General features: G+C 70.5%; 25 protein-coding genes. 3 read left to right on the top strand and 22 right to left on the bottom strand.

All coding sequences use genetic code 11. The features are described from left to right. Positions 1-78 precede the first annotated feature (78 nt). Positions 79-636, top strand: a complete 558-nt coding sequence (locus LNW72_RS24210; protein WP_250977290.1) for a hypothetical protein — start codon at positions 79-81, stop codon at positions 634-636. A gap of 64 nt (positions 637-700) precedes the next feature. On the opposite strand, the gene LNW72_RS24205 is transcribed toward LNW72_RS24210, so the two are convergent. From LNW72_RS24205 to glmS, 7 genes are all read right to left on the bottom strand, one after another. Continuing rightward, the gene (locus LNW72_RS24205; protein ID WP_250977289.1) at positions 701-913 is read right to left on the bottom strand and encodes a hypothetical protein; all 213 of its coding nucleotides are present in this window, start codon (positions 911-913) and stop codon (positions 701-703) included. A 184-nt stretch (positions 914-1097) separates the two neighbouring features. Next, the gene (tsaE, locus tag LNW72_RS24200; RefSeq protein ID WP_250977288.1) at positions 1098-1673 is read right to left on the bottom strand and encodes a tRNA (adenosine(37)-N6)-threonylcarbamoyltransferase complex ATPase subunit type 1 TsaE; all 576 of its coding nucleotides are present in this window, start codon (positions 1671-1673) and stop codon (positions 1098-1100) included. 30 nt (positions 1674-1703) lie between these two features. Next, positions 1704-2936, bottom strand: coding sequence for an alpha/beta hydrolase (locus LNW72_RS24195; RefSeq protein WP_250977287.1), 1233 nt, complete (start codon positions 2934-2936; stop codon positions 1704-1706). 10 nt (positions 2937-2946) lie between these two features. After that, a complete protein-coding gene (alr, locus tag LNW72_RS24190; protein WP_250977286.1) occupies positions 2947-4104 on the bottom strand; it encodes an alanine racemase in 1158 nt (385 codons plus the stop codon). Positions 4105-4207: 103 nt separating this feature from the next. Continuing rightward, the gene (locus tag LNW72_RS24185; protein WP_250977285.1) at positions 4208-5677 is read right to left on the bottom strand and encodes an NAD(P)H-hydrate dehydratase; all 1470 of its coding nucleotides are present in this window, start codon (positions 5675-5677) and stop codon (positions 4208-4210) included. A 37-nt stretch (positions 5678-5714) separates the two neighbouring features. Then, positions 5715-6083 carry a holo-ACP synthase gene (locus LNW72_RS24180; RefSeq protein WP_138352926.1) on the bottom strand — a complete coding sequence of 123 codons (369 nt, stop codon included), beginning with the start codon at positions 6081-6083 and terminating at the stop codon, positions 5715-5717. Beyond that, positions 6080-7927, bottom strand: a complete 1848-nt coding sequence (gene glmS / locus LNW72_RS24175; RefSeq protein ID WP_250977284.1) for a glutamine--fructose-6-phosphate transaminase (isomerizing) — start codon at positions 7925-7927, stop codon at positions 6080-6082. Before glmS ends, LNW72_RS24180 begins: the two co-directional genes overlap by 4 nt. 98 nt (positions 7928-8025) lie before the next feature. Between glmS and coaA the strand changes: the two genes are divergently transcribed. Further along, complete coding sequence (gene coaA, locus LNW72_RS24170; RefSeq protein ID WP_138352993.1) at positions 8026-9021, top strand: type I pantothenate kinase; 996 nt, start codon at positions 8026-8028, stop codon at positions 9019-9021. A 75-nt stretch (positions 9022-9096) separates the two neighbouring features. Here the strand turns inward: coaA and glmM are convergent, their stop codons facing one another. The 4 genes from glmM to LNW72_RS24150 form a co-directional block, all read right to left on the bottom strand. Then, a complete protein-coding gene (glmM, locus tag LNW72_RS24165; RefSeq protein WP_250977283.1) occupies positions 9097-10455 on the bottom strand; it encodes a phosphoglucosamine mutase in 1359 nt (452 codons plus the stop codon). A gap of 117 nt (positions 10456-10572) precedes the next feature. After that, positions 10573-11121 carry a 30S ribosomal protein S9 gene (gene rpsI / locus LNW72_RS24160; RefSeq protein ID WP_250977282.1) on the bottom strand — a complete coding sequence of 183 codons (549 nt, stop codon included), beginning with the start codon at positions 11119-11121 and terminating at the stop codon, positions 10573-10575. 42 nt (positions 11122-11163) lie between these two features. Then, complete coding sequence (gene rplM / locus LNW72_RS24155) at positions 11164-11607, bottom strand: 50S ribosomal protein L13 (RefSeq protein ID WP_250977281.1); 444 nt, start codon at positions 11605-11607, stop codon at positions 11164-11166. Positions 11608-11886: 279 nt separating this feature from the next. Then, positions 11887-13506, bottom strand: a complete 1620-nt coding sequence (locus LNW72_RS24150; protein WP_250977280.1) for an ABC-F family ATP-binding cassette domain-containing protein — start codon at positions 13504-13506, stop codon at positions 11887-11889. 124 nt (positions 13507-13630) lie between these two features. On the opposite strand from LNW72_RS24150, the gene LNW72_RS24145 reads away from it, so the two are divergent. Beyond that, positions 13631-14863 (top strand): hypothetical protein, encoded by a 1233-nt coding sequence (locus tag LNW72_RS24145; RefSeq protein WP_250977279.1) that lies wholly within the window; start codon positions 13631-13633, stop codon positions 14861-14863. A gap of 46 nt (positions 14864-14909) precedes the next feature. Here LNW72_RS24145 and truA read toward each other — a convergent pair whose 3' ends face one another. The 11 genes from truA to secY form a co-directional block, all read right to left on the bottom strand. Beyond that, a complete protein-coding gene (gene truA, locus LNW72_RS24140; protein WP_250977278.1) occupies positions 14910-15755 on the bottom strand; it encodes a tRNA pseudouridine(38-40) synthase TruA in 846 nt (281 codons plus the stop codon). A 106-nt stretch (positions 15756-15861) separates the two neighbouring features. Continuing rightward, positions 15862-16380 (bottom strand): 50S ribosomal protein L17, encoded by a 519-nt coding sequence (gene rplQ / locus LNW72_RS24135; protein WP_138352919.1) that lies wholly within the window; start codon positions 16378-16380, stop codon positions 15862-15864. A 152-nt stretch (positions 16381-16532) separates the two neighbouring features. Beyond that, complete coding sequence (locus LNW72_RS24130; protein WP_033177813.1) at positions 16533-17555, bottom strand: DNA-directed RNA polymerase subunit alpha; 1023 nt, start codon at positions 17553-17555, stop codon at positions 16533-16535. 117 nt (positions 17556-17672) lie between these two features. Continuing rightward, the gene (gene rpsD, locus LNW72_RS24125; RefSeq protein ID WP_138352918.1) at positions 17673-18299 is read right to left on the bottom strand and encodes a 30S ribosomal protein S4; all 627 of its coding nucleotides are present in this window, start codon (positions 18297-18299) and stop codon (positions 17673-17675) included. A 26-nt stretch (positions 18300-18325) separates the two neighbouring features. Next, on the bottom strand, positions 18326-18730 hold the full coding sequence (gene rpsK / locus LNW72_RS24120) for a 30S ribosomal protein S11 (RefSeq protein WP_138352917.1): 405 nt from the start codon (positions 18728-18730) through the stop codon (positions 18326-18328). A 99-nt stretch (positions 18731-18829) separates the two neighbouring features. Beyond that, complete coding sequence (rpsM, locus tag LNW72_RS24115) at positions 18830-19210, bottom strand: 30S ribosomal protein S13 (protein WP_138352916.1); 381 nt, start codon at positions 19208-19210, stop codon at positions 18830-18832. A gap of 173 nt (positions 19211-19383) precedes the next feature. Continuing rightward, complete coding sequence (gene rpmJ, locus LNW72_RS24110) at positions 19384-19497, bottom strand: 50S ribosomal protein L36 (RefSeq protein WP_003956441.1); 114 nt, start codon at positions 19495-19497, stop codon at positions 19384-19386. Positions 19498-19556: 59 nt separating this feature from the next. After that, on the bottom strand, positions 19557-19778 hold the full coding sequence (gene infA, locus LNW72_RS24105) for a translation initiation factor IF-1 (RefSeq protein ID WP_014047798.1): 222 nt from the start codon (positions 19776-19778) through the stop codon (positions 19557-19559). Positions 19779-19959: 181 nt separating this feature from the next. Further along, the gene (gene map, locus LNW72_RS24100; RefSeq protein WP_250977277.1) at positions 19960-20796 is read right to left on the bottom strand and encodes a type I methionyl aminopeptidase; all 837 of its coding nucleotides are present in this window, start codon (positions 20794-20796) and stop codon (positions 19960-19962) included. A gap of 90 nt (positions 20797-20886) precedes the next feature. Then, complete coding sequence (locus LNW72_RS24095) at positions 20887-21546, bottom strand: adenylate kinase (protein WP_250977276.1); 660 nt, start codon at positions 21544-21546, stop codon at positions 20887-20889. Further along, the gene (gene secY / locus LNW72_RS24090) at positions 21546-22859 is read right to left on the bottom strand and encodes a preprotein translocase subunit SecY (protein WP_250977275.1); all 1314 of its coding nucleotides are present in this window, start codon (positions 22857-22859) and stop codon (positions 21546-21548) included. The genes LNW72_RS24095 and secY overlap by 1 nt, the downstream gene beginning before the upstream one ends. Positions 22860-23012 lie beyond the last annotated feature (153 nt).

The raw sequence follows: 23012 nt of genomic DNA, 5'->3' as shown, positions 1-23012 counted from the left end.
CTCGCGCGGTCATCGGGCGGGCCCCGGCTGCTAACGTCGACCACAGCCCGCAAACCCCTCCGGAGGAGCGAACCAACCGTGCCAAGGATCGGGTCGGGGACCCTCGTGACAGGCCTCACCGCTGCCGCGCTCGCCGTCATCGCCGTACTGGCCGTCCAGGCCTCCGGTTCCGCGGCGGACCACCCCGTGACGGCCCGCCCCTCGAGCCCGGCCGCCACCGCCCCCACGGCCAAGGTGCCGCCGGTCACCAAGGTGCCGGCGCTGCCCGCGAACACCGGCAGCGGCAAGCGCGTGGTCTACGGCCTGGCGGCCAAGCGGGTCTGGCTGGTGAACGGCGCCAACAAGGTGCTGCGCACCTACGTCGTCGCGCCGGGCAGCGTCGATCCGACCCCCGGCCGCTACAAGGTCACCTCGCGCACCGCGCGCGGCACCGGCGGTGACGGGATCGCGATCGAGCACGTCGTGCGGTTCGCGACCGTCGGCAGCACCGTCATCGGCTTCAGCGCGGCGGTGGACGCCTCGATGCCCAGCCCGGACCCGCAGAAGAAGACCGGCGGCATCCGTGAGACGCCCGCCGACGGCGACGAGCTCTGGAAGCTCGCGGTGATCGACACGAGGATCGTCGTCGTCCGCTGATCGCTCACGCGATCAAGCGATCAAGGACGCGGATTCCACCGTACGAGTGAGTGGCGGCCGGCTGCTACGCGGCGTCGCGGCGTTCCCCGTCGTGCTCGTCCGGCGGGGTGGACACGGCCGTCGCCGCCGCGCCCGCGGCCAGCAGCTCGCTCATCGACGGCAGTGCGGGGATCGCGGGACGGGTGGGGACGGCGGGAACGCCGGGGACCACGGGGGCAGCCGGGACCGCGGGGACTGCGGCGGGCTTCGGCGCGTCCGAAGTGCCATGAGCCGGCATGCGTGCCTCCTGAGGGAATGTAGGCAGCCTCGACCAACATCTGCACTCCCATGCGACCACGCCGGGCCACCCGCGCGCAACATCTTCCCGACACGTTGTCGGAACGCCTCCCCGCCGGCTGGGCGCCGAGCTAGGGTCTGTCGTCTGGATCTCCGCGACGCCGCGGAGATCCAGACGACAGGCCCTAGCCGCCGAGCGGCGAAAGGTCCTGGTTGACCCAGCGCGGCCCGATACCGGTGACGGTCACCTCGCGCACGTCATCGACGTCGCTCTCGCCGTCGGCGTCGATGTCAGTGCCGGTGTCGGTGCCGTGGTGACCGGCCTCGCCGAGCGTCCGCGAGATGACGACCTGCAGCCGGGCCTCGGACAGCTCCTCGACCTTGCCCTCGCCCCATTCGACGACCACCACCGATTCGGGCAGCGAGACGTCGAGGTCCAGGTCCTCCATCTCGTCGAGCCCGCCGCCCAGCCGGTACGCGTCCACGTGCACCAGGGCGGGCCCGCCGCTGAGCGACGGATGCACCCGGGCGATCACGAAGGTCGGCGAGGTCACCGCCCCCCGCACCCCGAGGCCCTCCCCCAGGCCACGGGTCAGCGTCGTCTTGCCCGCGCCCAGTTCGCCGCTGAGCAGCACCAGGTCACCGGGAAGCAGCAGACCGGCGAGAGCCCGGCCCAACTCCCGCATACGGTCGGGGGTCCTGACCGTGAGACGGACGGATACGGGGTCGTCAGCGGTGCGCTGACCGTGCAGCGGTTCCATGTCCGCGAATGCTACGCGGCGTGGCGGACGCTATGCCTCCTGTGCCGCCTGCTGCGTCTCCGGGAGCAGCCCCAGTTCTCTGACCGTCAGCGGCAGCGGGGCCTGGACGGCGTCCGCCGCGCGGGCCAGCAGGGCGGCCAGATGGGCGTTCACCAGTTCCGGGTACTCCAGCATCACCAGGTGACCGGCGTTCTCGACGATCACCAGTTCCGCGGCCGGCAGCCGCTCCGCGATGTCGGCGCTGTGGTCGCTCGGTGTGAGCAGGTCCTTGTCCCCGGCCAGCACGAGCGCGGGCTTTCCGTCCAGGACGGCCAGCGCGTCCGCCTTCTCGTGCTGGATGAACGCCGGGTAGAACTCGGCGACGACGTCGATCGGCGTCCCCTCGATCAGCCGCTCGGCGAACCGGCCCACCGACGCGTCCACGTCGGAGGCGAACGAGTACCGCTTCACGATGCCCGCGAAGAGGTCCGCGGTGGCCCGCCGGCCGCGTTCCACCAGGTCGACCTGGGTGCCGAGGATCCGCAGCACGCCCGGCGCCAGCGCCCGGAACGCCCGCGCCCCGGCGGCCGGCAGCCCCATCGTCATGGCCGCCAGCTTGCCCGCGGACGTGCCGATGAAGGCGACCCCGGCCACCCGTTCCGTCACCAGCTCGGGGAACTGGTCGGCCAGCGCCATGATCGTCATGCCGCCCATCGAGTGCCCGACGAGCACCAGCGGCCCGTTCGGCGCGGCGGCGTCCAGCACCGCCTTGAGGTCACGGCCGAGCTGGTCGATCGTGGCGGGCTCGCCCGCGAGCTGGTCACGGCCGCGCTCGGAGCGCCCGTGGCTGCGCTGGTCCCAGTAGACGGCCCGGACGCTGCCGCGCAGGGCCGCGCGCTGGAAGTGCCAGGCGTCCTGGTTGAGGCAGTAGCCATGGCAGAAGACGACGGTGAGCGGCTGCGGCTCGGCCCCGCCGCCCCGCTTGAAGAGGCCCGTCCAGCCGCGCCGCTGCACCGTCACCGGCTGCTCCACGACGTCCTCGACCTCGTAGTACAGCTCGGTGCCGTCCTCCGCGGCCACCGAACCCGGTGTGCCGCGCAGCGCTCCGTACGGCCCGGCCGCGTCCAGCGCGAGCCGCGCCTTCCTGCGGATGCCCCGGCCGACCGTGAGCCGCTCCAGCGCGACGCCCGCGGCGGCGCCCGCCGCCACCACGCCGATCGCCGCACCGACGAAGCCGGCGCTCTTGCCGGCCCGCTCCCACTTCGCTCCGCTGTCCATGGTCATCGTGTTCCCGCTACTCCCCTGGTACGCGTCTCCCGTTGTCGACATAGACGCGCGGCACCCGGGTCCCGATCCGCGTGACGATCTCGTAGGCGATGGTGCCCGCGGCCAGCGCCCAGTCCTCCGCGGTCGGCTCGCCCCGGTCACCCGGCCCGAACAGTACTGCCTCGTCGCCCGGTTGGGCGGCGTCGCCCCCGAGGTCGACGACGAACTGGTCCATCGCGACCCGGCCGGCGACCGTCCGCCACTTGCCGGCGACCAGGGCGGGCCCCGAGCCCGACGCGTGCCGGGGGACGCCGTCCGCGTAGCCCAGCGGGACGAGCGCCAGGGTGGTCTCGCCCGGGGTGACGTAGTGGTGGCCGTAACTGACCCCGTGCCCGCCCGGCACCCGCTTCACCGACGCCAGCCGCGCGACCAGCGTCATCACCGGCCGCAGCCCGAAGTCGGCGGGGCCGCCGACCTGCGGCACCGGCGAGATCCCGTACATCGCGACGCCGGGACGCACCAGGTCGAAGTGCGACTCCGGAAGGGTCAGGGTGCCCGGCGAGTTCGCCATGTGCCGCACCTCGGGGTCGAGGCCGGCGGCCGCCGCGCCCGCCAGGGCGGTGTGGAACGCCGCCAGCTCGGCGGCGATCGACGGATGGCCCGGCTCGTCGGCGCAGGAGAAGTGCGACCAGATGCCGGTGACCTTGATCAGCCCGTCGGTCTCGGCCGCCCGTGCCGCGGCGGTCAGCTCCGGCCAGTCGGCCGGCTGGCAGCCGTTGCGGCCCAGGCCGGTGTCCGCCTTCAGCTGCACCCTCGCCGTACGGCCCGCCTCCCGGGCCGCCGCGCACACCTCGCGCAGCGCCCACAGGGCGCTCACCGTCACATCGATGTCGGCCTCGACCGCGGCGCGCCACGGGCCGCCGGGCGTCCACAGCCAGCACAGCAGCCGGCCGCCCACCCCCGCCGCGCGCAACGCCAGCGCCTCCTCGGGCGTGGCGGTGCCGAGCCAGGTCGCCCCGGCCTCCAGCGCGGCCCGCGCGCACGGCACCATGCCGTGCCCGTAGGCGTCCGCCTTGACCACGGCCATCAGCCCGGCGCCGGGGGCGCAGGCCCGCAGCGCCGTCACATTCGCCCGGAGCGCGGTCAGATCGATCTCCGCCCAGGCACGCATCGCAGTGTTGTCCATCGAGCCCAGTCTCTCAGGCCGGTGGCTCCGCCCCGCGCCTCCGCCCCGCGTGACCGGCGGAACGGGCCCGCGACCGGGCCGTCCTCCGGCGTGAGGACGGGGTTCAGCCGCCCGTCACCTGGCGCCAGGCGGCCGGAAGGGTGGCCGCGATGTCCTGGGCCGAGACGGGCGCGCCGACGCCGGCGGCGGAGCCCGAGGCCAGCCGGGCGGCCAGGCCGTGGAGGTGGGCGCCGACGGACGCGGCGTCGCGGGGGGTGAGGCCGGCGGCCAGCAGGGAGCCGGTGAGGCCGGACAGGACGTCGCCGCTGCCGGCGGTGGCGAGCCAGGACGTGCCGGTCGGGTTGACCCGCACCGGCACCGCCCGGTCGGGATCGGCCACCAGGGTCGTCGAGCCCTTGAGGAGCACCGTGGCGCCGTACTGCTCGGCGAGCTCCCGCACGGACGCCAGCCGGGCCGCCTCGACCTCCTCCCGGGACCGCCCGAGCAGCGCCGCCGCCTCACCCGCGTGCGGGGTGAGGACGGTGGCCGCGGTGCGCGCCCTGACCTGCTCGCGGGTGATCAGGCGCAGCCCGTCCGCGTCGACGAGGACGGGCACCCCGGACGCGAGGACGTCATCGACCGACCGCCGCGCCTCCGTGCCGTCGCCGAGACCGGGACCGACCACCCAGGCCTGGACGCGGCCCGCTTCTGACGGCGGGCCGGTCGTGACGAGCGTCTCGGGGAAGCGCGCCAGCACGGCTTCCGCGCCGTGCCCGGCGTACCGCACGGCGCCCGCGCCGCCGCGCAGCGCGCCCGCCACCGCGAGGACGGCCGCGCCCGGGTAGCGGTCCGACCCGGCGACCACGCCGACGACCCCGCGCCGGTACTTGTCGCTCTCGGTGGCCGGCACCGGCAGCAGCGCCGCGACCTCCGCGAACTGCAGGGCTTCGAGCGCCGGGGCCGGGAGATCGGGGCCGAGGCCGATGTCGATCAGGCGCGGGGCACCGGCGTGCCCGGCCGCCGGGTCGATCAGCAGGCCCGGCTTGTAGGTGCCGAAGGTGACGGTGACATCGGCGTGCACGACCGGGCCGGTGACCTCGCCGGTGTCGGCGTCGACACCGCTCGGCAGGTCCACGGCGACGACGGTGGCGCGGGAGTCGCGCGCGGCCCGCGCGAGCGGCACGGCCGCCGGCCGCAGACCGCCCTTGCCGCCGATGCCGACGATCCCGTCCAGGACGAGGTCGGCACGGCCGATCAGCGGCAGTGCCGCGGCGTCGTCGGCGGTCACCGTACGGCCGCCGGCGGCCTTCAGGTCCGCCAGCCCGCCGCCGTGCGTACGGTCCGGCGCGAGCAGCACGGCGGTGACGGCGGCCCCGCGCCGGGCGAGCCTGGCCCCCGCGTAGAGGGCGTCACCGCCGTTGTCACCGCTGCCGACGAGCAGGACGACGCGGGCGCCGTAGACCCGGCCGAGCAGCCCGGCACAGGCGGCCGCCAGCCCGGCGGCGGCCCGCTGCATGAGCGCGCCCTCGGGCAGCCGCGCCATGAGGGCGCGCTCCGCCGCCCGTACGGTCTCGACGGTGTGTGCGTGCCGCATCCGTTGTCCTCTCGTTTCCCGCCCGCGGGCGGACGGTTCACCCCTCGGCGATCACCACGGCGGAAGCGATCCCCGCGTCATGGCTGAGCGAGACGTGCCACCCCCGCACCCCCAGCTCCGCCGCCCGCCGGGCGACCGAGCCCGTGACGGTGAGCCGTGGCTGGCCGGTGTCCTCGGTCGTCACCTCGGCGTCCAGCCAGACCAGCCCCGCCGGGGCGCCGAGCGCCTTGGCGAGCGCCTCCTTCGCGGCGAAGCGGGCGGCGAGCGAGGCGATGCCGCGGGGTTCGCCGCCGGGCAGCAGCCGCTCGTTCCTGGTGAAGAGCCGGTCGGCGAGGCCCGGGGTGCGTTCCAGGGACGCGGCGAAGCGCTCGATCTCGGCGACGTCGATCCCGACCCCGATGATCATTCGACGGTCACCGACTTGGCGAGGTTCCGGGGCTGGTCGACCTCGTTGCCCCGGGCGGTGGCCAGCTCGCACGCGAAGACCTGCAGCGGCACGGTGGCCACCAGCGGCTGCAGCAGCACCGGGGTGCGCGGGATGCGGATGATGTGGTCCGCGTACGGGACGACCGCCTCGTCGCCCTCCTCGGCGATGACGATGGTGCGGGCGCCGCGGGCCCTGATCTCCTGGATGTTGGAGACGATCTTGTCGTGCAGCACCGACCGCCCGCGCGGCGACGGCACCACCACGACCACCGGCAGGTCCGGCTCGATGAGCGCGATCGGCCCGTGCTTGAGCTCGCCCGCCGCGAAGCCCTCGGCGTGCATGTACGCCAGCTCCTTGAGCTTCAGCGCGCCCTCCAGGGCCACCGGGTAGCCGACGTGCCGGCCCAGGAACAGCACGGTGTTCTTGTCCTTCAGCGAGCGCGCGAGCGCCCGCACCGGCTCCATCGTCTCCAGCACCTGCCCGACCTGGGTGGAGATCTCCGACAGCTCACGGATCACCCCGGTGATCTCGTCGCCCCACTTGGTGCCGCGCACCTGCCCCAGGTACAGCGCGACCAGGTAGCAGGCGACGACCTGCGTCAGGAACGCCTTCGTCGAGGCGACGGCGACCTCCGGCCCGGCGTGCGTGTACAGCACGGCGTCGGACTCGCGCGGGATCGTCGAGCCGTTGGTGTTGCAGATGGCGAGCACCTTGGAGCCCTGCTCACGGGCGTGCCGCAGCGCCATCAGGGTGTCCATCGTCTCGCCGGACTGGCTGATCGCGACGACGAGCGTGCGCTGGTCCAGGATCGGGTCCCGGTACCGGAACTCGCTCGCCAGCTCCACCTCGCACGGCATCCGCGTCCAGTGCTCGATCGCGTACTTGGCGATCATCCCGGCGTGGAACGCCGTCCCGCACGCGACGATCACGACCTTGTCGATCTCCCGCAGCATCCGGTCGGGCATCCGCAGCTCGTCGAGCGTCAGCCGGCCGTCCGTGCCGATCCGCCCCAGCAGCGTGTCGGCGACCGCCTTCGGCTGCTCGGCGATCTCCTTGAGCATGAAGTAGTCGTAGCCGCCCTTCTCGGCGGCCGAGACGTCCCAGTCCACGTGATAGGGCCGCACCTCGGCCGGCTTGCCCTCGAAGTCGGTGACGGTGACGCTCTCCCGGCGCAGCTCGACGACCTGGTCCTGGCCCAGCTCGATCGCCTCACGGGTGTACTCGATGAACGCGGCGACGTCCGACGCCAGGAAGTTCTCGCCCTCGCCGACGCCCACCACCAGCGGCGAGTTGCGGCGCGCCCCGACCACCACGTCCGGCTCGTCCGCGTGCACCGCGACCAGCGTGAACGCCCCGTCCAGCTGCCGGCACACCTGCCGCATCGCCTCGGCCAGGTCCGCCGACGAGGAGAAGTGCTCGGCGAGCAGATGCGCCACGACCTCGGTGTCGGTCTCGGACTCCAGCGCGTGGCCGCGCTCGGCCAGCTCCGCCCGCAGCGCGGCGAAGTTCTCGATGATGCCGTTGTGCACCACCGCGACCCGTCCGGCGTTGTCCAGGTGCGGATGCGCGTTCACATCCGTCGGGCCGCCGTGGGTCGCCCACCGCGTGTGCCCGATCCCGGTCCCGCCGGCCGGCAGCGGCTGCTGCTCCAGCAGCGCCTCCAGATTGGCGAGCTTGCCGGCTTTCCTGGCCGCGGCCAGACCACCGTCGGCCAGCACGGCGATACCCGCCGAGTCGTAGCCCCGGTACTCCAGCCGCCGCAGCCCGGCGACAACGACATCGAGAGCGGACCGGCCGCCCACATACCCCACGATTCCGCACATGCCCGCCACCCTATGGCCGTACCGGCCCGCCGTCCCAGAGGCCGTCCGGACGGGCCCTCGTGCCCCCCGAGGTGAACCGGGCGCGGCACGGCAGCACAATGGGGCGTGTGCCGACCACCGATCAGCAGCAGCGCCGACGCGCCGAGATCAGCCCCTACGTGGACCTCAGCCGCGCGGAGTGGAGCGCGCTGCGGGAGCGGACGCCACTGCCGCTGACCGCCGACGAGGTGGAGCGGCTGCGGGGCCTGGGCGACGTCATCGACCTGGACGAGGTCGTGGACGTGTACCTGCCGCTGTCCCGGCTGCTCAATCTGTACGTGGCCGCCCACAGCGGCCTGCGGGGCGCCCTGAACACCTTCCTGGGCGACGCGGGCAACGGCCAGGGCGAGCAGCCCGGCACCCCCTTCGTCATCGGGGTGGCGGGGAGCGTCGCGGTCGGGAAGTCGACCACCGCCCGTATTCTGCGCGCACTGCTGGCCCGCTGGCCCGAGCACCCGCGGGTCGAGCTGGTGACCACCGACGGCTTCCTGCTGCCCAACGCCGAACTGCACCGCCGCGACCTGATGTCGCGCAAGGGCTTCCCCGAGTCCTACGACCGGCGCGCGCTGACCCGCTTCGTCGCCGACGTGAAGGCGGGCAAGGACGAGGTGACCGCACCCGTCTACTCGCACCTGATCTACGACATCGTCCCCGGGGAACGCCTGACGGTGCGCCGGCCCGACATCCTCATCGTCGAGGGCCTGAACGTGCTGCAGCCGGCGCTGCCCGGCAAGGACGGCCGCACCCGCGTCGGCCTCGCCGACTTCTTCGACTTCAGCGTGTACGTCGACGCCCGTACCGAGGACATCGAGCAGTGGTACCTCGGCCGGTTCCGCAAGCTCCGCGAGACGGCGTTCCAGAACCCGTTCTCGTACTTCCGCAAGTACACGCAGGTCTCGGAGGCGGAGGCGATGGAGTACGCCCGGCTGATGTGGCGGACCGTCAACAAGCCCAACCTGCAGCAGAATGTGCTGCCGACGCGCAGCCGCGCCACGCTCGTGCTCCGCAAGGGCCCGCAGCACAAGGTCCAGCGGCTGTCGCTGCGCAAGCTCTGAACTCACCGTGAACGCGACGCGCGCCGCCCGCCCGGATTCCCGGGCGGGCGGCGCGCGTTCGGCTGTGGAGAGGTACTAGCCGAGGACGGACTTCACGACGTCGGCCAGCCGGCCCGCGACCGCGCGGGCGTGGTCGATGTCGGCGGCCTCGACCATGACGCGGACCAGCGGCTCGGTGCCGGAGGAACGCAGCAGGACCCGTCCGGTGGTGCCCAGTTCGCGCTCGGCCTCGGCGACCGCGGCCGCCAGCTCGGGAGCGGTGTTGACCCGGCTCTTGTCGACGTCCGGCACGTTCACCAGCACCTGCGGGAGCCGCTGCATGACGCCGGCCAGATCGGCCAGCGTGCGGCCGGTGGCGGCGACGCGGGCGGCCAGCATGAGGCCGGTCAGCGTGCCGTCGCCGGTCGTGGCGTGGTCCAGGATGATGACGTGGCCGGACTGCTCGCCGCCCAGCGCGTAGCCGTGCTCCTTCATCGACTCCAGCACGTAGCGGTCACCGACCGCCGTCTCGACGAGGTGGATGCCCTCGCGTTCCATCGCCAGCTTGAAGCCGAGGTTGGACATGACGGTGCCGACCACGGTGTTCTCCCGCAGCCCGCCCCGCTCGCGCAGGTCCAGCGCCAGCACGGCCAGGATCTGGTCGCCGTCGACCTCGTTGCCGTCGGCGTCGATGGCCAGGCAGCGGTCCGCGTCGCCGTCATGGGCGATGCCGAAGTGCGCGCCGTGCTCGACGACGGCGGCCTTGAGCAGTTCGAGGTGCGTGGAGCCGCAGCCGTCGTTGATGTTCAGACCGTCGGGCTGGGCGCCGATCGTGACGATCTCCGCGCCGGCCCGGGAGAACGCCTCGGGCGACACCCAGGCGGCGGCGCCGTGCGCCTCGTCCAGGACGATCTTCAGTCCGTCGAGGCGGTTCGGCAGCACGCCCATGAGGTGCGCGACGTACTGGTCGAAGCCCTCGGTGTAGTCCTTCACCCGGCCGACGCCGGAACCGGTCGGCCGGTCCCAGGGCTCGCCCGCGCGGTGCTCCTCGTAGGTCTTCTCGATGCGCTCTTCGAGCTCGTCGTCGAGCTTGTGGCCGCCGCGGGCCAGGATCTTGATGCCGTTGTCCGGCATCGCGTTGTGGCTGGCGGAGAGCATCACGCCGAGGTCGGCACCCAGCGCACCGGTGAGATACGCCACCGCGGGGGTGGGCAGCACACCGACCCGCAGGACGTCCACGCCCGCGCTCGCGAGGCCCGCCACGATGGCGGCCTCCAGAAACTCCCCCGAAGCACGCGGATCGCGCCCGACCACGGCCACCGGCCGATGACCCTGGAACGAGCCCGCCTCAGCCAGCACATGAGCCGCCGCGACGGACAGGCCGAGCGCCAGCTCGGCGGTCAGGTCCGCGTTGGCGACGCCGCGCACGCCGTCCGTGCCGAAGAGTCGTCCCACTGTTATTCCTCCGAGTATGGGAACCATGGGCGTTACCGACAGATATACGCCCTGGGCACTAAAAAGCGAACGCCCCGGAGGCGCACAAAGTGCCTCCGGGGCGAACGCCGAGCGTGATTAGCGCTTGCTGAACTGCGGCGCCTTACGGGCCTTCTTCAGACCGGCCTTCTTGCGCTCGACCGCACGGTCGTCACGCGTCAGGAATCCGGCCTTCTTGAGGGCGGCGCGGTTGTTGTCCGTGTCCGCCTCGTTCAGCGCACGGGCAACACCCAGGCGCAGCGCACCGGCCTGGCCGGAGATGCCGCCGCCACCGATACGCGCGATGACGTCGTAGCGGTTGTCCAGCTCGAGGAGCTTGAACGGCTCGTTGACTTCCTGCTGGTGCACCTTGTTCGGGAAGTAACCCTCAAGGGTGCGACCGTTGATCTTCCACTTGCCAGAGCCCGGCACGATGCGGACACGGGCGATGGACTGCTTGCGGCGGCCGGTGCCGGCTGCCGGCTGCGGGTCGCCGAAGCGGCCCGCGAGCGACTCGGAGGTGTACTCCTCCGGAGCGTCCGACTCCGAGGTGTACTCCGTAGGAGCCTCCTCGGACCCGAAGGCCTCAGCGGTCTCAGTGGTGTCGTCAGCCTCGACGACGGGGGCCTCGGTAGTGGTCTCAGCCACGATTCTCCTCAGATGCTTTCTGCTGGTAGCTGGTGGCCGGGACTACTGCGAGACCTGGCTGATCACGAACGGGACCGGCTGCTGCGCAGCATGCGGGTGCTCGGAGCCCGCGTAGACCTTGAGCTTCGAGAGCATCTGACGGCCCAGGGTGTTCTTCGGGACCATGCCCTTGATGGCCTTCTCGACGGCCTTCTCGGGGTTCTTGTCGAGCAGCTCGTCGTAGCGGACGGAGCGCAGACCACCCGGGAAGCCAGAGTGGCGGTAGGCCATCTTCTGGGACTTCTTGTTGCCGGACAGGTGAACCTTGTCGGCGTTGATGATGATGACGAAGTCACCGGTGTCAACGTGCGGGGCGTACACAGGCTTGTGCTTGCCCCGGAGAAGGTTCGCGGCCTGAGAGGCCAGACGGCCCAGGACAACGTCCTGCGCGTCGATGACGTGCCACTGGCGAGTTACATCGCCGGGCTTGGGGCTGAACGTACGCACGGTCGTAGCCTTCGCTTCTTCAGAGAGTGGAGTCCTGACAAGGCCACCCGGACGATCACGACAGCCCTGGCGGTACTCGGGGACGCAACCCGGTACTGCCGCTGGTGTTCGGCCCGGCGGACCGGCGTAAGGGCCTCTCACGTGAGAACGAGCAAGCCAATACGCATAACGAACTCGCAGAATACCCGGCTTCGACCGTACGGGTCAAAACGCGGCCCAATGCCCTGGTCAGGACCTTGTCGTCAGCCGTCCGTCACCTGACCGTCACCGCCCGCGGCCCTAGCGTTTGCGCTCCACCCGCCGCTCGTCCCAGACCGGCTCCGCCGACTCGCGGACGACACCGTCCGAGCCGAAGACCAGATAGCGGTCGAAGGAGCGGGCGAACCAGCGGTCGTGCGTCACCGCGAGCACCGTGCCGTCGTAGGCCTCCAGGCCCTCCTGGAGGGCCTCGGCGCTCTCCAGGTCGAGGTTGTCCGTCGGCTCGTCCAGCAGGAGCGCGGTGGTACCCGCCAGCTCCATCAGGAGGATCTGGAACCGGGCCTGCTGGCCCCCGGAGAGGCTGCCGAAGTTCTGGTCGCCCTGCCGTTCCAGTTCGTAGCGGCGCAGCACGCCCATCGCCCGGCCGCGGTCGTGCGCGTTCTCGGTCCACAGGATGTCGACCAGCGAGCGCCCCTCCAGCTCCGGGTGCGCGTGGGTCTGCGCGAAGTGGCCGGGCACCACCCGGGCGCCGAGCTTCCAGGAACCGGTGTGCCGGACGTCCTGGCCGGCCAGCAGCCGCAGGAAGTGTGATTTACCCGACCCGTTGGAGCCGAGCACCGCGACCCGCTCGCCGTAGTAGATCTCCAGGTCGAACGGCTTCATCAGGCCCGTGAGCTCCAGCCCCTGGCAGGTCACCGCCCGCACCCCGGTACGGCCGCCGCGCAGCCGCATCTTGATGTCCTGCTCGCGCGGCGGCTCCTGCGGGGCCCCCGCGTCCTCGAAGCGCTTCAGCCGGGTCTGGGCCGCGTGGTAACGCGACGCCATGTCCGGACTGATCGCGGCCTGCTGGCGCAGCCGGAAGACCATCTGCTTGATCTTGGTGTGTTCTTCCTCCCACCGGCGCCGCAGCTCCTCGAACCGCGCGAAGCGGTCCTTGCGCGCCTGGTGGTACGTGCCGAAGCCACCGCCGTGCACCCAGACGTCGGAGCCCGCGGGCCCCGGCTCGACGCTGACGATCCGCTCGGCGGAGCGGGCCAGCAGCTCCCGGTCGTGCGAGACGAACAACACGGTCTTCTTGGTCTGCGCGAGCTGTTCCTCCAGCCAGCGCTTGCCGGGCACGTCCAGATAGTTGTCCGGCTCGTCCAGCAGCAGCACCTCGTCGGTGCCGCGCAGCAGGGCCTCCAGCACCAGGCGCTTCTGCTCACCGCCGGAGAGCGTCTTGACCTCGCGCCACTGCGCCCGCTCGTACGGGACGCCCAGCGCGGACAGGGTGCACATGTCCCACATGTTCTCGGCCTCGTAGCCGTGCGCCTCCGCCCAGTCGCTGAGCGCGTGGGCGTAGGCCATCTGGGCCGGTTCGTCGTCCTGCGCCATGATCGCCAGCTCGGCCGCGTCCACGGCCTTCGCGGCCGTCCTGATCCGCGCCCGCGATACGGAGACCAGCAGGTCCCGGACCGTCCGGTCGTCCCGGACCGAACCCACGAACTGCGGCATGACACCGAGCCCGCCGCTGATGGTCACCGAGCCGCCGTCCGGCTTGAGCTCCCCCGAGATCAGCCGCAGCAGGGTCGTCTTGCCCGCGCCGTTCGCCCCGACCAGAGCGACCTTGGCGCCTTCTCCCACCCGGAACGAGACGTCGCCGAGCAGCACCCGTCCATCCGGAAGGTAGTACTCCAGGTGTGCCGCCTCTACATGTCCCATAGCTCAGGATTCTCGCCCCTGCCAGGGCCCCGGCCCAAACCGATTTCCAGCACCCGGACACCGGGGCCCCGGACCGCCCGGATCGGGCGTCCGCGTCACCCGTTCGCCGAATATGATGCGCGTCATGACTGATGGGCCCACGCCTCCCCACGACCCGCGCCAGGGCTTCACGGCGCCCACCCCGCCCGAGTCCGAGGGCGAGGGCCGGCGCGAGGTGCTGGAGGGGCGGGTCATCCCGTCCCGGCCGCTCCCCTACCAGGCCGGACCGCCCGCGGCGGGCGCCCCGCAGCCACCGCGGATACCCGGGGGCACCGCTCCCGACGGCACCGCCCCGCAGGCGCAGCCGGACCCGTACGGCCCCGGAGCGCAGGCCTGGCCCCCGGCCGGCGCCCAGCAGTCCGACCGGGACCGGCAGCAGCCCCAGCAGCCCGCGCAGGGCGGCCCCGACACACCGCAGGCTCCCGCCTGGGCCCCGCCGACGAGCGGCCTCGGCGCCGGCGGCGCCCCGCCGTCCTTCCCCCAGCAGTCGCAGGGCCCGGCGGCCGGCCCCGGCGCCTTCCCGCAGTCCCCGCAGACCAACGCCCCCGACTGGGGAGCACTCGCCGCGCAGCGCGAGGCCGCGGCGAAGCGCCGCAAGCTGTTCATGGTCGGCGGCGGAGCGCTCGCCGCGGTGGCCGTCGCGGGGATCGTGGCGGCCGCCGTCGTGGCGTCCAACAAGACCGACGGCAAGCCGAAGGCCGGCCCCACCACCACGGCGCCCTCCCAGCCGCTGCCGCCCGAGCCGTCGTTCTCCTCGGTCGCGCCGCCGCCCCCGAAGAACCCCCTCGACTACATCTCCACGGCCAAGAAGGACACCGCCCCCGTCAGCGCGGAGACCCTCTTCCCCGGCAAGCTCATGACGATCGCGGGCCGGACGTACACCAGGACCGCCGGCACCCAGACGACGAGCTGCGCCGCGGCGGCCACCGACGGCCTCGCGACGGCGCTGCCGCAGAACCACTGCCGCCAGGTGATCCGGGCGACGTACGTGCTGGGCGGCTCCGCGGTCACCGTCGGCGTCGCGGTCTTCGACGACAAGGCGCCGGCCCTCAAGGCCAAGGCCACCCCGCGGTTCCTGCTGCCGCTGAACGGCGGCGGAGTCAGTACGTTCTGCCACAACGTGTCCTGCTGGACGACCTCCAACGCGGTCGGCCGCTACGCCTACTTCACGATCTCGGGGCCGAAGAACGGCACGACCGCCACCGCCGCCGACACCGCCTCCAAGCAGGCCGGGACCGACGCGTCGAACTTCGCCTTCGAGCGGATCGTGCAGCGGGGCAAGGACGCCGCGGCGCGCGACACGGCCGCCGGGAACTAGGAAGACACGACCGGCGGGGTCCCTGGACCCCGCCGGACCCGGCCGCTCAGAGGCAGCCGGGCAGCGTCCGCAGATTGCGGGCCAGCAGGTTGCGGGCCGCGAGCTGGTCGTCCGCGGGGTAGCCGACCTCCTCCAGCGTCAGCCCGTGCGGGCGCACCACATTGACCGCGGAATTGCGGACCCCGCCGGCCAGCACCTCGCCGGGGAACTCCGCAGGCCGGTGCCCGTCCCCGACCAGCAGCATGGAGCCGACCAGCGCCCGCACCATGTTGTGGCAGAACGCGTCGGCCCGCACGGTCGCGACGGCGATCCCCTCGGGCGTGCGCTCCCAGTGCAGATCGAGCAGCTTGCGGATGGTCGTCGCACCCTCGCGCTTCTTGCAGTACGCCGCGAAATCGTGCTCACCGAGCAGCTTCCCGGCCGCCTCGTTCATGAGGTCCACGTCCAGCGGCCGGTCGTGCCACAGCACGTGCCCGCGCAGCAGCGGGTCGACCCCGGCCTGCTGGTCGCCGACCCGGTACGCGTAACGCCGCCAGATCGCCGAGAACCGGGCGTTGAAGGCCCGCGGGGCCACGGCGACCCGCCACACCCGCACGTCCTGCGGGAGCTTCCCCGCGAGCCGCCTGAGCAGCTTCTCGCCGTGCTCGGCCCACACGTCCTCGGCCAGGTCCAGGTGCGCGACCTGGCCGCGCGCGTGCACCCCCGCGTCCGTACGGCCCGCCACGGTCAGCGAGACCGGCTCCCGCAGCCGCATGACGGTCTGCAGCGCCGCCTCCAGGTCGCCCTGCACGGTGCGCCGGGTCCGCTGCTTCGCCCAGCCGGAGAATTCGGCCCCGTCGTACGACAGGTCCAGCCGCACCCGTACGAAACCGGGCTCCACCTCGTCGCTCACCGTGCGGTCCTCTCGTGCCGATGGTGCTGATCATGCCGTGCATGCGGAACGGGCCCGCCCCCAGAAGCTGGGAGCGGGCCCGTCCGTAGTACGCCGAACGCCTGGATCAGGCGTCCTTCGACTCCTCGTCGGCCTTCTCGGCCGGCTTGGCGTCCTCGACGACCTCGTCGGACTTCGCCTCGACGGCGTCGTCCTTCTTGAGGGTGTCTTCCTTCACCGCGCGCTTCGTCGCGGCTTCGGCCTCACCGGTGGCGGCCTGGGCCACGGTCAGGGCCTCGACCAGCTCGATGACCGCCATCGGGGCGTTGTCGCCACGACGGTTGCCGATCTTGGTGATACGCGTGTAGCCACCGGGGCGGTTCTCGTAGCGCGGGCCGATCTCCGTGAAGAGCGTGTGCACGATGCTCTTGTCGGTGATGGTGGCCAGCACCTGGCGACGGTTGTGGATGTCGCCCTTCTTCGCCTTGGTGATGAGGCGCTCCGCGACCGGACGCAGACGACGCGCCTTGGCCTCGGTGGTGGTGATGCGGCCGTGCTCGAACAGCGCCTTCGCAAGGTTCGCGAGCAGGTGACGCTCGTGCGCGGCGCTGCCGCCCAGACGGGCACCCTTGGCGGGCTGAGGCATGGTCTTTCTCCTTCTTTTCTGCACCGGCCGGATCAGGTACCGGTGTCAGTGTCCGACGGGCGTGTGCCTGCCAGAAGTCCTTGCCGAACCGCGCGGGGGCGGGGACCGGCGGGGTGAACCGCGGTCGCGCCCGCCTCCGCGACGGAGTCGGATCAGTACTGCTCGGTCTCCACGAAGCCGGCGTCCACGTCGTCGTCGGCGCCGAAGGCGTCGGCGGCGGCGGTGGGGTCGAATCCGGGCGGGCTGTCCTTGAGGGCCAGGCCCATGCCGGCCAGCTTCGCCTTGACCTCGTCGATCGACTTCGCACCGAAGTTGCGGATGTCGAGCAGGTCGGCCTCGGAGCGGGCGACGAGCTCACCCACGGAGTGGATGCCCTCGCGCTTGAGGCAGTTGTACGAACGAACGGTGAGCTCGAGCTCCTCGATCGGCAGCGCCAGATCGGCGGCCAGAGCGGCGTCCGTCGGGGACGGGCCCATGTCGATGCCCTCGGCGTCGACGTTGAGCTCGCGGGCCAGGCCGAACAGCTCGACCAGGGTCTTGCCGGCCGACGCCATGGCGTCGCGCGGGCGCATGGCCTGCTTGGTCTCGACGTCGACGATCAGCTTGTCGAAGTCGGTGCGCTGCTCGACACGGGTCGCCTCGACCTTGTACGTGACCTTGAGCACCGGGCTGTAGATGGAGTCGACCGGGATACGGCCGATCTCCTGGCCCTGCTGCTTGTTCTGGACGGCGGAGACGTAGCCGCGACCGCGCTCGACGGTCAGCTCCATCTCCAGCTTGCCCTTGGCGTTCAGGGTGGCCAGAACCAGGTCGGGGTTGTGCACCTCGACACCGGCCGGGGGCGCGATGTCGGCGGCGGTGACGACACCCGGGCCCTGCTTGCGCAGGTACATCACGACGGGCTCGTCGTGCTCCGAGGAGACGACGAGCTGCTTGATGTTGAGGATGACGTCGGTCACGTCCTCCTTGACGCCCGGCACGGTGGTGAACTCGTGCAGAACGCCGTCGACCCGGATGCTGGTGACAGCGGCGCCGGGGATCGAGGAGAGAAGCGTGCGGCGAAGGGAGTTTCCGAGGGTGTAGCCGAAGCCCGGCTCCAGCGGCTCGATCACGAACCGGGAGCGGAATTCGTCGACGACCTCTTCGGTCAGCGACGGACGCTGAGCGATAAGCATGATGTTCCTCCAGTCATCGGCATCCGCTATTTGATGCCGAGGGGTACTGCAAGGGTACGGGCGGTACGGCCCCAGGGGTCCCCCCGAGGTCGTACCGCCCGTATCGCTGAGCCACTACTACTTGGAGTAGAGCTCCACGATCAGCTGCTCCTGGACCTGCGTGTCGATAACAGGCCGCTCGGGCAGCGAGTGCACGAGGATCCGGAGCTTCGACGGGATCGACTCGAGCCACGCGGGCACGGTCTTCTCGCCGGCCTCGGCGGCAGCGACCACGAACGGGGTCATCTGACGCGAGGACTCACGAACCTCGACGATGTCGTTCACAGCCACGCGAGCCGACGGGATGTCGGTCTTGCGGCCGTTCACGGTGATGTGTCCGTGACGAACCAGCTGACGGGCGTGGTCACGGGACTTGGCGAAGCCGGCCCGGTAGACCACGTTGTCGAGACGGATCTCAAGGATGCGCAGAAGGTTCTCACCGGTCTTGCCGGACTTCTGGTTCGCTTCCTTGTAGTAGTTCACGAACTGCTTCTCGAGTACACCGTAGATACGGGCACACTTCTGCTTCTCGCGAAGCTGAAGGAGGTACTCGCTGTCCTTGGTGCGCCCGCGGCCGTGCTCACCCGGGGGGTAAGGACGGATCTCGATCGGGCACTTTGCGCTCTCGCACTTGCTGCCCTTGAGGAACAGCTTCTGCTTCTCCCGACGGCAACGCTTGCAGTCGGCCCCGGTGTAACGCGCCATATTGTCTTGTCTCCTACTTCAGGTGGTCAGACGCGGCGGCGCTTGGGCGGGCGGCATCCGTTGTGCGGAGTGGGGGTGACGTCCTGAATCGAGCCGACCTCGAGGCCAGTGGCCTGGAGGGAGCGGATCGCGGTCTCACGGCCGGAGCCGGGACCCTTGACGAAGACGTCGACCTTGCGCATGCCGTGCTCCTGCGCGCGACGGGCAGCCGATTCGGCGGCCATCTGCGCGGCGAACGGAGTCGACTTGCGCGAGCCCTTGAAGCCGACATGGCCGGCAGAGGCCCAAGCGATCACGTTGCCCGAGGGGTCCGTGATCGAGACGATCGTGTTGTTGAACGTGCTCTTGATGTGGGCGTGCCCATGAGCGACGTTCTTCTTTTCCTTGCGGCGCACCTTCTTGACTGCGCCCTGACGGCCCTTCGGAGGCATGTATTACTCCCGTGGAGGTGGTCGGTCCTGAGCGAACCGCTTTCTTCTGCGGAGATCCGGGGTCGCCCCCCGGCGGCACCGCAGTTGCGTCCGCTAGGACTACTTCTTGCCCGGCTTCTTCTTACCGGCGATGGCGCGACGCGGACCCTTACGGGTACGAGCGTTGGTGTGCGTGCGCTGACCGTGGACCGGAAGGCCACGACGGTGACGCAGACCCTGGTAGCAGCCGATCTCCACCTTGCGGCGGATGTCGGCCTGCACCTCGCGACGGAGGTCACCCTCGGTCTTGAAGTTGGCGTCCACGTAGTCGCGGAGCTTGACGAGGTCTTCCTCGGCAAGGTCGCGAACGCGGATGTCGGGGTTCACACCAGTGTTCTTCAGGGTCTCCTGGGCACGGGTGCGACCGATGCCGAAGACGTAGGTGAGGGCGATCTCCACGCGCTTCTCACGCGGGAGGTCAACGCCGGAAAGGCGTGCCATTCATGGCTCCTGTTGATTCGGAGGTCTTCCGCAGTACCGTTCCCGGCCGCCGTACGAGGTACGTTCCGGGTCCTCGGCCCCCGCCGAAGGTGTCGTCCCGGCGTACCGGGACGGGTGACTGCGTAATTACTGTGTGTGCGTCGCGGGAAGAACTGCGAGTTGCAGGTCGTGCGTCAGCCCTGGCGCTGCTTGTGGCGCAGGTTGTCGCAGATGACCATGACCCGACCGTGACGGCGGATCACCTTGCACTTGTCGCAGATCTTCTTGACGCTCGGCTTGACCTTCATGTGATGTCAGGTTCTCCGGGTCGTGCCATCGCCCCACGGGAGCGGGGCAGCAGCGAGATCTACTTGTAGCGGTAGACGATCCGTCCGCGCGTCAAGTCGTAGGGAGACAGCTCCACAACGACCCTGTCATCGGGAAGGATGCGGATGTAGTGCATACGCATCTTGCCGCTGATGTGCGCGAGGACCTTGTGACCGTTCTGGAGCTCTACCCGGAACATCGCGTTCGGGAGAGACTCGATCACGGTGCCCTCGATTTCGATGGCACCTTGCTTCTTGGCCACGCTTCGCCCTTCGAATCGGCTACCTTGATCGGCTCAGGTAAATCACGCAGACATGCGGGTATACATGAGCCGACGTGTCAGTCTACGGCAGGCACCCCGGAATGACGAATCCGGGGTAGATGCCCACGTTGGGTGATCGTTACTCCACCCGGCCCAACAGCATCCGACGACCCTCCGCGGCTCACGCCAGCGGGTCGGGGGCCGCCGTGATCCCGTACTCCGCCAGCTTCGCCTTGCCGCCGTCGACGGCGGTGAGCACCAGCGGGCCCTGCTCGGTCAGCGCGATCGAGTGCTCCCAGTGACTGGACCAGGACCCGTCGTCGCTCTTGACCGTCCACTCGTCCTCGAGGACGTGGGTGTGCGGGGTGCCGAGGGTGACCATCGGCTCGATGGCCAGGCAGACGCCCGGCACCAGCTTCATGCCCCGGCCGCGCTTCTTGTTGACGTAGTTCAGCAGATGCGGGTCCATGTGCATCTCGGAGCCGATGCCGTGGCCGCCGTACTCCTCGACGATGCCGTACTTGCCGGAGGCCGGCCGCGGCTGGCGGCGGATGTACCCCTCGATCGCCGCCGAGACGTCGGAGAGCCGGTTGCCCTTCTTCATCGCGGCGATACCGGCCCACATGGACTCCTCGGTCACCCGGCTCAGCTCGATGAGCTCCGGAGCGTGACCGGTGCCCACGAAGGCCGTGAAGGCCGCGTCGCCGTGCCAGCCGTCGATGATGGCGCCCGCGTCGATGGAGATGAGGTCGCCGTCCTTCAGGACGGTCTCCCGGTCCGGGATGCCGTGCACCACGACATCGTTGACCGAGGTGCAGATGTTGCCGGTGAAGCCGCCGTATCCGAGGAAGTTCGGCTTGGCACCGTGCTCGGCGATCACCTTCGCGGCGATCTCGTCGAGCTCCTTGGTGCTCACGCCCGGAACCGCGGCCTCGCCGCACGCCCGGTGGATGGCCGCGACGACCAACCCCGCCTCGCGCATCTTGGCGATCTGCTCCGGGGTCTTGATCTCGACCATGCCTGTGGCCCTCTCTGAAAAAGTCGTCACTCAAACAGTACGGCCGCGGTGCCACCTGGGCACCGCGGCCGACCTGTGTACGTGTGGGTACTACGCGCTCTTGTTGCTCTTCAGTGCGTCCATCGCCCGCTGGGTGACTTCCGCGACCGGACCGAGCGCCGAGATCGTCGCCACCAGGTCCTGCTGCTTGTAGTAGTCGATGATCGGCTCGGTCTCGCGGTGGTAGACGGCGAGGCGGTTGCGCACGGTCGCCTCGGAGTCGTCGTCCCGCTGGTAGAGCTCGCCGCCGCACTCGTCGCAGACGCCCTCGACCTTGGGCTGCTTGTACGTGATGTGGAAGGTGTGCGCCGAGTCGAGGCGGCAGGTACGCCGGCCGGCGATCCGCTTGACGACCTCGTCCTCCGGGACCTCCAGGTCCAGGACCCCGTCGAGCGCGATACCGCGCTCGACCAGATAGGCGTCGAGCGCCTCGGCCTGGTGCACGTTGCGCGGGAATCCGTCGAGCAGGAAGCCGCCCTCGGTGTCCGGCTCGTCAAGCCGGTCCTTCGCCATCCCGATGGTCACTTCGTCGGGCACCAGGTTGCCGGCGTCCATGTAGGACTTCGCCTGCTTGCCCAGGGCGGTGCCCTGGCTGATGTTCGCGCGGAAGAGGTCGCCCGTCGAGATGTGCGGGATCGACAGGTTCTTGGCGAGGAACGCAGCCTGCGTACCCTTGCCGGCCCCAGGCGGCCCGACGAGGACGATTCGCATCAGCGGAGGAACCCTTCGTAGTTGCGCTGCTGGAGCTGGCTCTCGATCTGTTTCACGGTCTCCAGGCCGACACCCACGATGATCAGGATGCTGGTCCCGCCGAACGGGAAGTTGGTGCTGCCGTTGAACAAGGCGATGGCAACGGTGGGAACGAGAGCGATGAGCCCCAGATACAGCGATCCCGGCCACGTGATCCTGTTCAACACGTAGCTCAGGTATTCAGCAGTAGGTCGACCGGCCCGGATACCCGGGATGAAGCCACCATACTTCTTCATATTGTCGGCGACTTCCTCGGGGTTGAACGAGATCGCGACGTAGAAGAAGGCGAAGAAGACGATCAACAGGAAGTAAGCGGCCAGGTAGGCGGGGTGATCGCCCTTGGTCAGGTTGACGCTGACCCACTGGGCCCACGGTGCTGTCGACCCGCTGAACTGAACGACAAGGGCCGGAATGTAGAGCAACGACGAGGCGAAGATGACGGGAATCACACCCGCCTGGTTCACCTTGAGCGGGATATACGTGGACGTTCCGCCGTAGGACCGCCGGCCGATCATGCGCTTCGCGTACTGCACCGGGATCCTGCGTTGCGCCTGTTCGACGAAGACCACAAGGGCCACCATCACCAGGCCGATCAGGATGACGACGAAGAACTCGAACCAGCCGCCCATGATCTTGCCGGAGCTCTTGATGGACCACAGGGCGCCCGGGAAGCCGGCCGCGATCGAGACGAACATCAGGATCGACATACCGTTGCCGATGCCGCGGTCGGTGATGAGCTCGCCGAGCCACATGATCATCACGGTACCGGCGGTCATCGTGACCACCATCGTGACGGTGGTGAAGATCGACTTGCTGGAGATGATGTCGTAGCGCTGGGTGCAGCTGGAGAAGAGGCTGCCGCCGCGGGCGGTGGCCACCAGGCCGGTGCCCTGCAGGATCGCCAGCGCCACGGTCAGGTATCGGGTGTACTGCGTGATCTTCGCGGTGCCCGCCTGGCCCTCCTTCTTGAGGGCTTCGAGGCGTGGGATCACCACGGTCAGCAGCTGCAGGATGATGCTCGCCGTGATGTACGGCATGATCCCGAGCGCGAAGATGGTCAGCTGGAGCAGTGCACCACCGCTGAAGAGGTTGACCAGGCTGAAGAGGCCCTGCCCGCCGCCCGCGTCCTTGATGCACGCGTTGACGACCTTGTAGTCCACCCCTGGCACCGGGACGTGCGCCCCGAGCCGGAACAGCACCATGATGCCCAGCGTGAACAGCAGCTTCTTGCGCAGGTCAGGCGTTTTGAACGCCTGGGCGAACGCGGTGAGCACGGTGCCTCCTGCACCTTCCGCGCAGCAGGGCGGAAGGGTCGGTCGAGATGGTCTGTCACGGACGGCGGATCACCGGCCGGGATGGGGCGCGAGGACAGTCTGCGGGCAGTTTCGCCAGTCGACCCAACGGACTCTAACAGCGCGTGGCGGTCC

It is taken from the genome of Streptomyces sp. RKAG293, from assembly GCF_023701745.1.
Lineage (GTDB): Bacteria > Actinomycetota > Actinomycetes > Streptomycetales > Streptomycetaceae > Actinacidiphila.
The sequence above is the reverse complement of the archived record's forward strand: the minus strand, read 5'-3'. Positions and strand labels throughout refer to the sequence as shown.

Bases quoted from the DNA above. Each gene is read 5' to 3' on its own strand.
- LNW72_RS24145 (WP_250977279.1), top strand. From the start codon at position 13,631: ATGACTGATGGGCCCACGCCTCCCCACGACCCGCGCCAGGGCTTCACG.
- LNW72_RS24205 (WP_250977289.1), bottom strand. From the start codon at position 913: ATGCCGGCTCATGGCACTTCGGACGCGCCGAAGCCCGCCGCAGTCCCC.
- map (WP_250977277.1), bottom strand. From the start codon at position 20,796: ATGGTCGAGATCAAGACCCCGGAGCAGATCGCCAAGATGCGCGAGGCG.
- rplQ (WP_138352919.1), bottom strand. From the start codon at position 16,380: ATGCCTCAGCCCGCCAAGGGTGCCCGTCTGGGCGGCAGCGCCGCGCAC.
- glmS (WP_250977284.1), bottom strand. From the start codon at position 7,927: ATGTGCGGAATCGTGGGGTATGTGGGCGGCCGGTCCGCTCTCGATGTC.
- LNW72_RS24130 (WP_033177813.1), bottom strand. From the start codon at position 17,555: ATGCTTATCGCTCAGCGTCCGTCGCTGACCGAAGAGGTCGTCGACGAA.
- rpsD (WP_138352918.1), bottom strand. From the start codon at position 18,299: ATGGCGCGTTACACCGGGGCCGACTGCAAGCGTTGCCGTCGGGAGAAG.
- LNW72_RS24180 (WP_138352926.1), bottom strand. From the start codon at position 6,083: ATGATCATCGGGGTCGGGATCGACGTCGCCGAGATCGAGCGCTTCGCC.
- rpsM (WP_138352916.1), bottom strand. From the start codon at position 19,210: ATGGCACGCCTTTCCGGCGTTGACCTCCCGCGTGAGAAGCGCGTGGAG.
- coaA (WP_138352993.1), top strand. From the start codon at position 8,026: ATGGGGCGTGTGCCGACCACCGATCAGCAGCAGCGCCGACGCGCCGAG.
- LNW72_RS24095 (WP_250977276.1), bottom strand. From the start codon at position 21,546: ATGCGAATCGTCCTCGTCGGGCCGCCTGGGGCCGGCAAGGGTACGCAG.
- LNW72_RS24185 (WP_250977285.1), bottom strand. From the start codon at position 5,677: ATGCGGCACGCACACACCGTCGAGACCGTACGGGCGGCGGAGCGCGCC.
- LNW72_RS24195 (WP_250977287.1), bottom strand. From the start codon at position 2,936: ATGACCATGGACAGCGGAGCGAAGTGGGAGCGGGCCGGCAAGAGCGCC.
- rpsK (WP_138352917.1), bottom strand. From the start codon at position 18,730: ATGCCTCCGAAGGGCCGTCAGGGCGCAGTCAAGAAGGTGCGCCGCAAG.
- LNW72_RS24150 (WP_250977280.1), bottom strand. From the start codon at position 13,506: ATGGGACATGTAGAGGCGGCACACCTGGAGTACTACCTTCCGGATGGA.
- tsaE (WP_250977288.1), bottom strand. From the start codon at position 1,673: ATGGAACCGCTGCACGGTCAGCGCACCGCTGACGACCCCGTATCCGTC.
- alr (WP_250977286.1), bottom strand. From the start codon at position 4,104: ATGGACAACACTGCGATGCGTGCCTGGGCGGAGATCGATCTGACCGCG.
- rpmJ (WP_003956441.1), bottom strand. From the start codon at position 19,497: ATGAAGGTCAAGCCGAGCGTCAAGAAGATCTGCGACAAGTGCAAGGTG.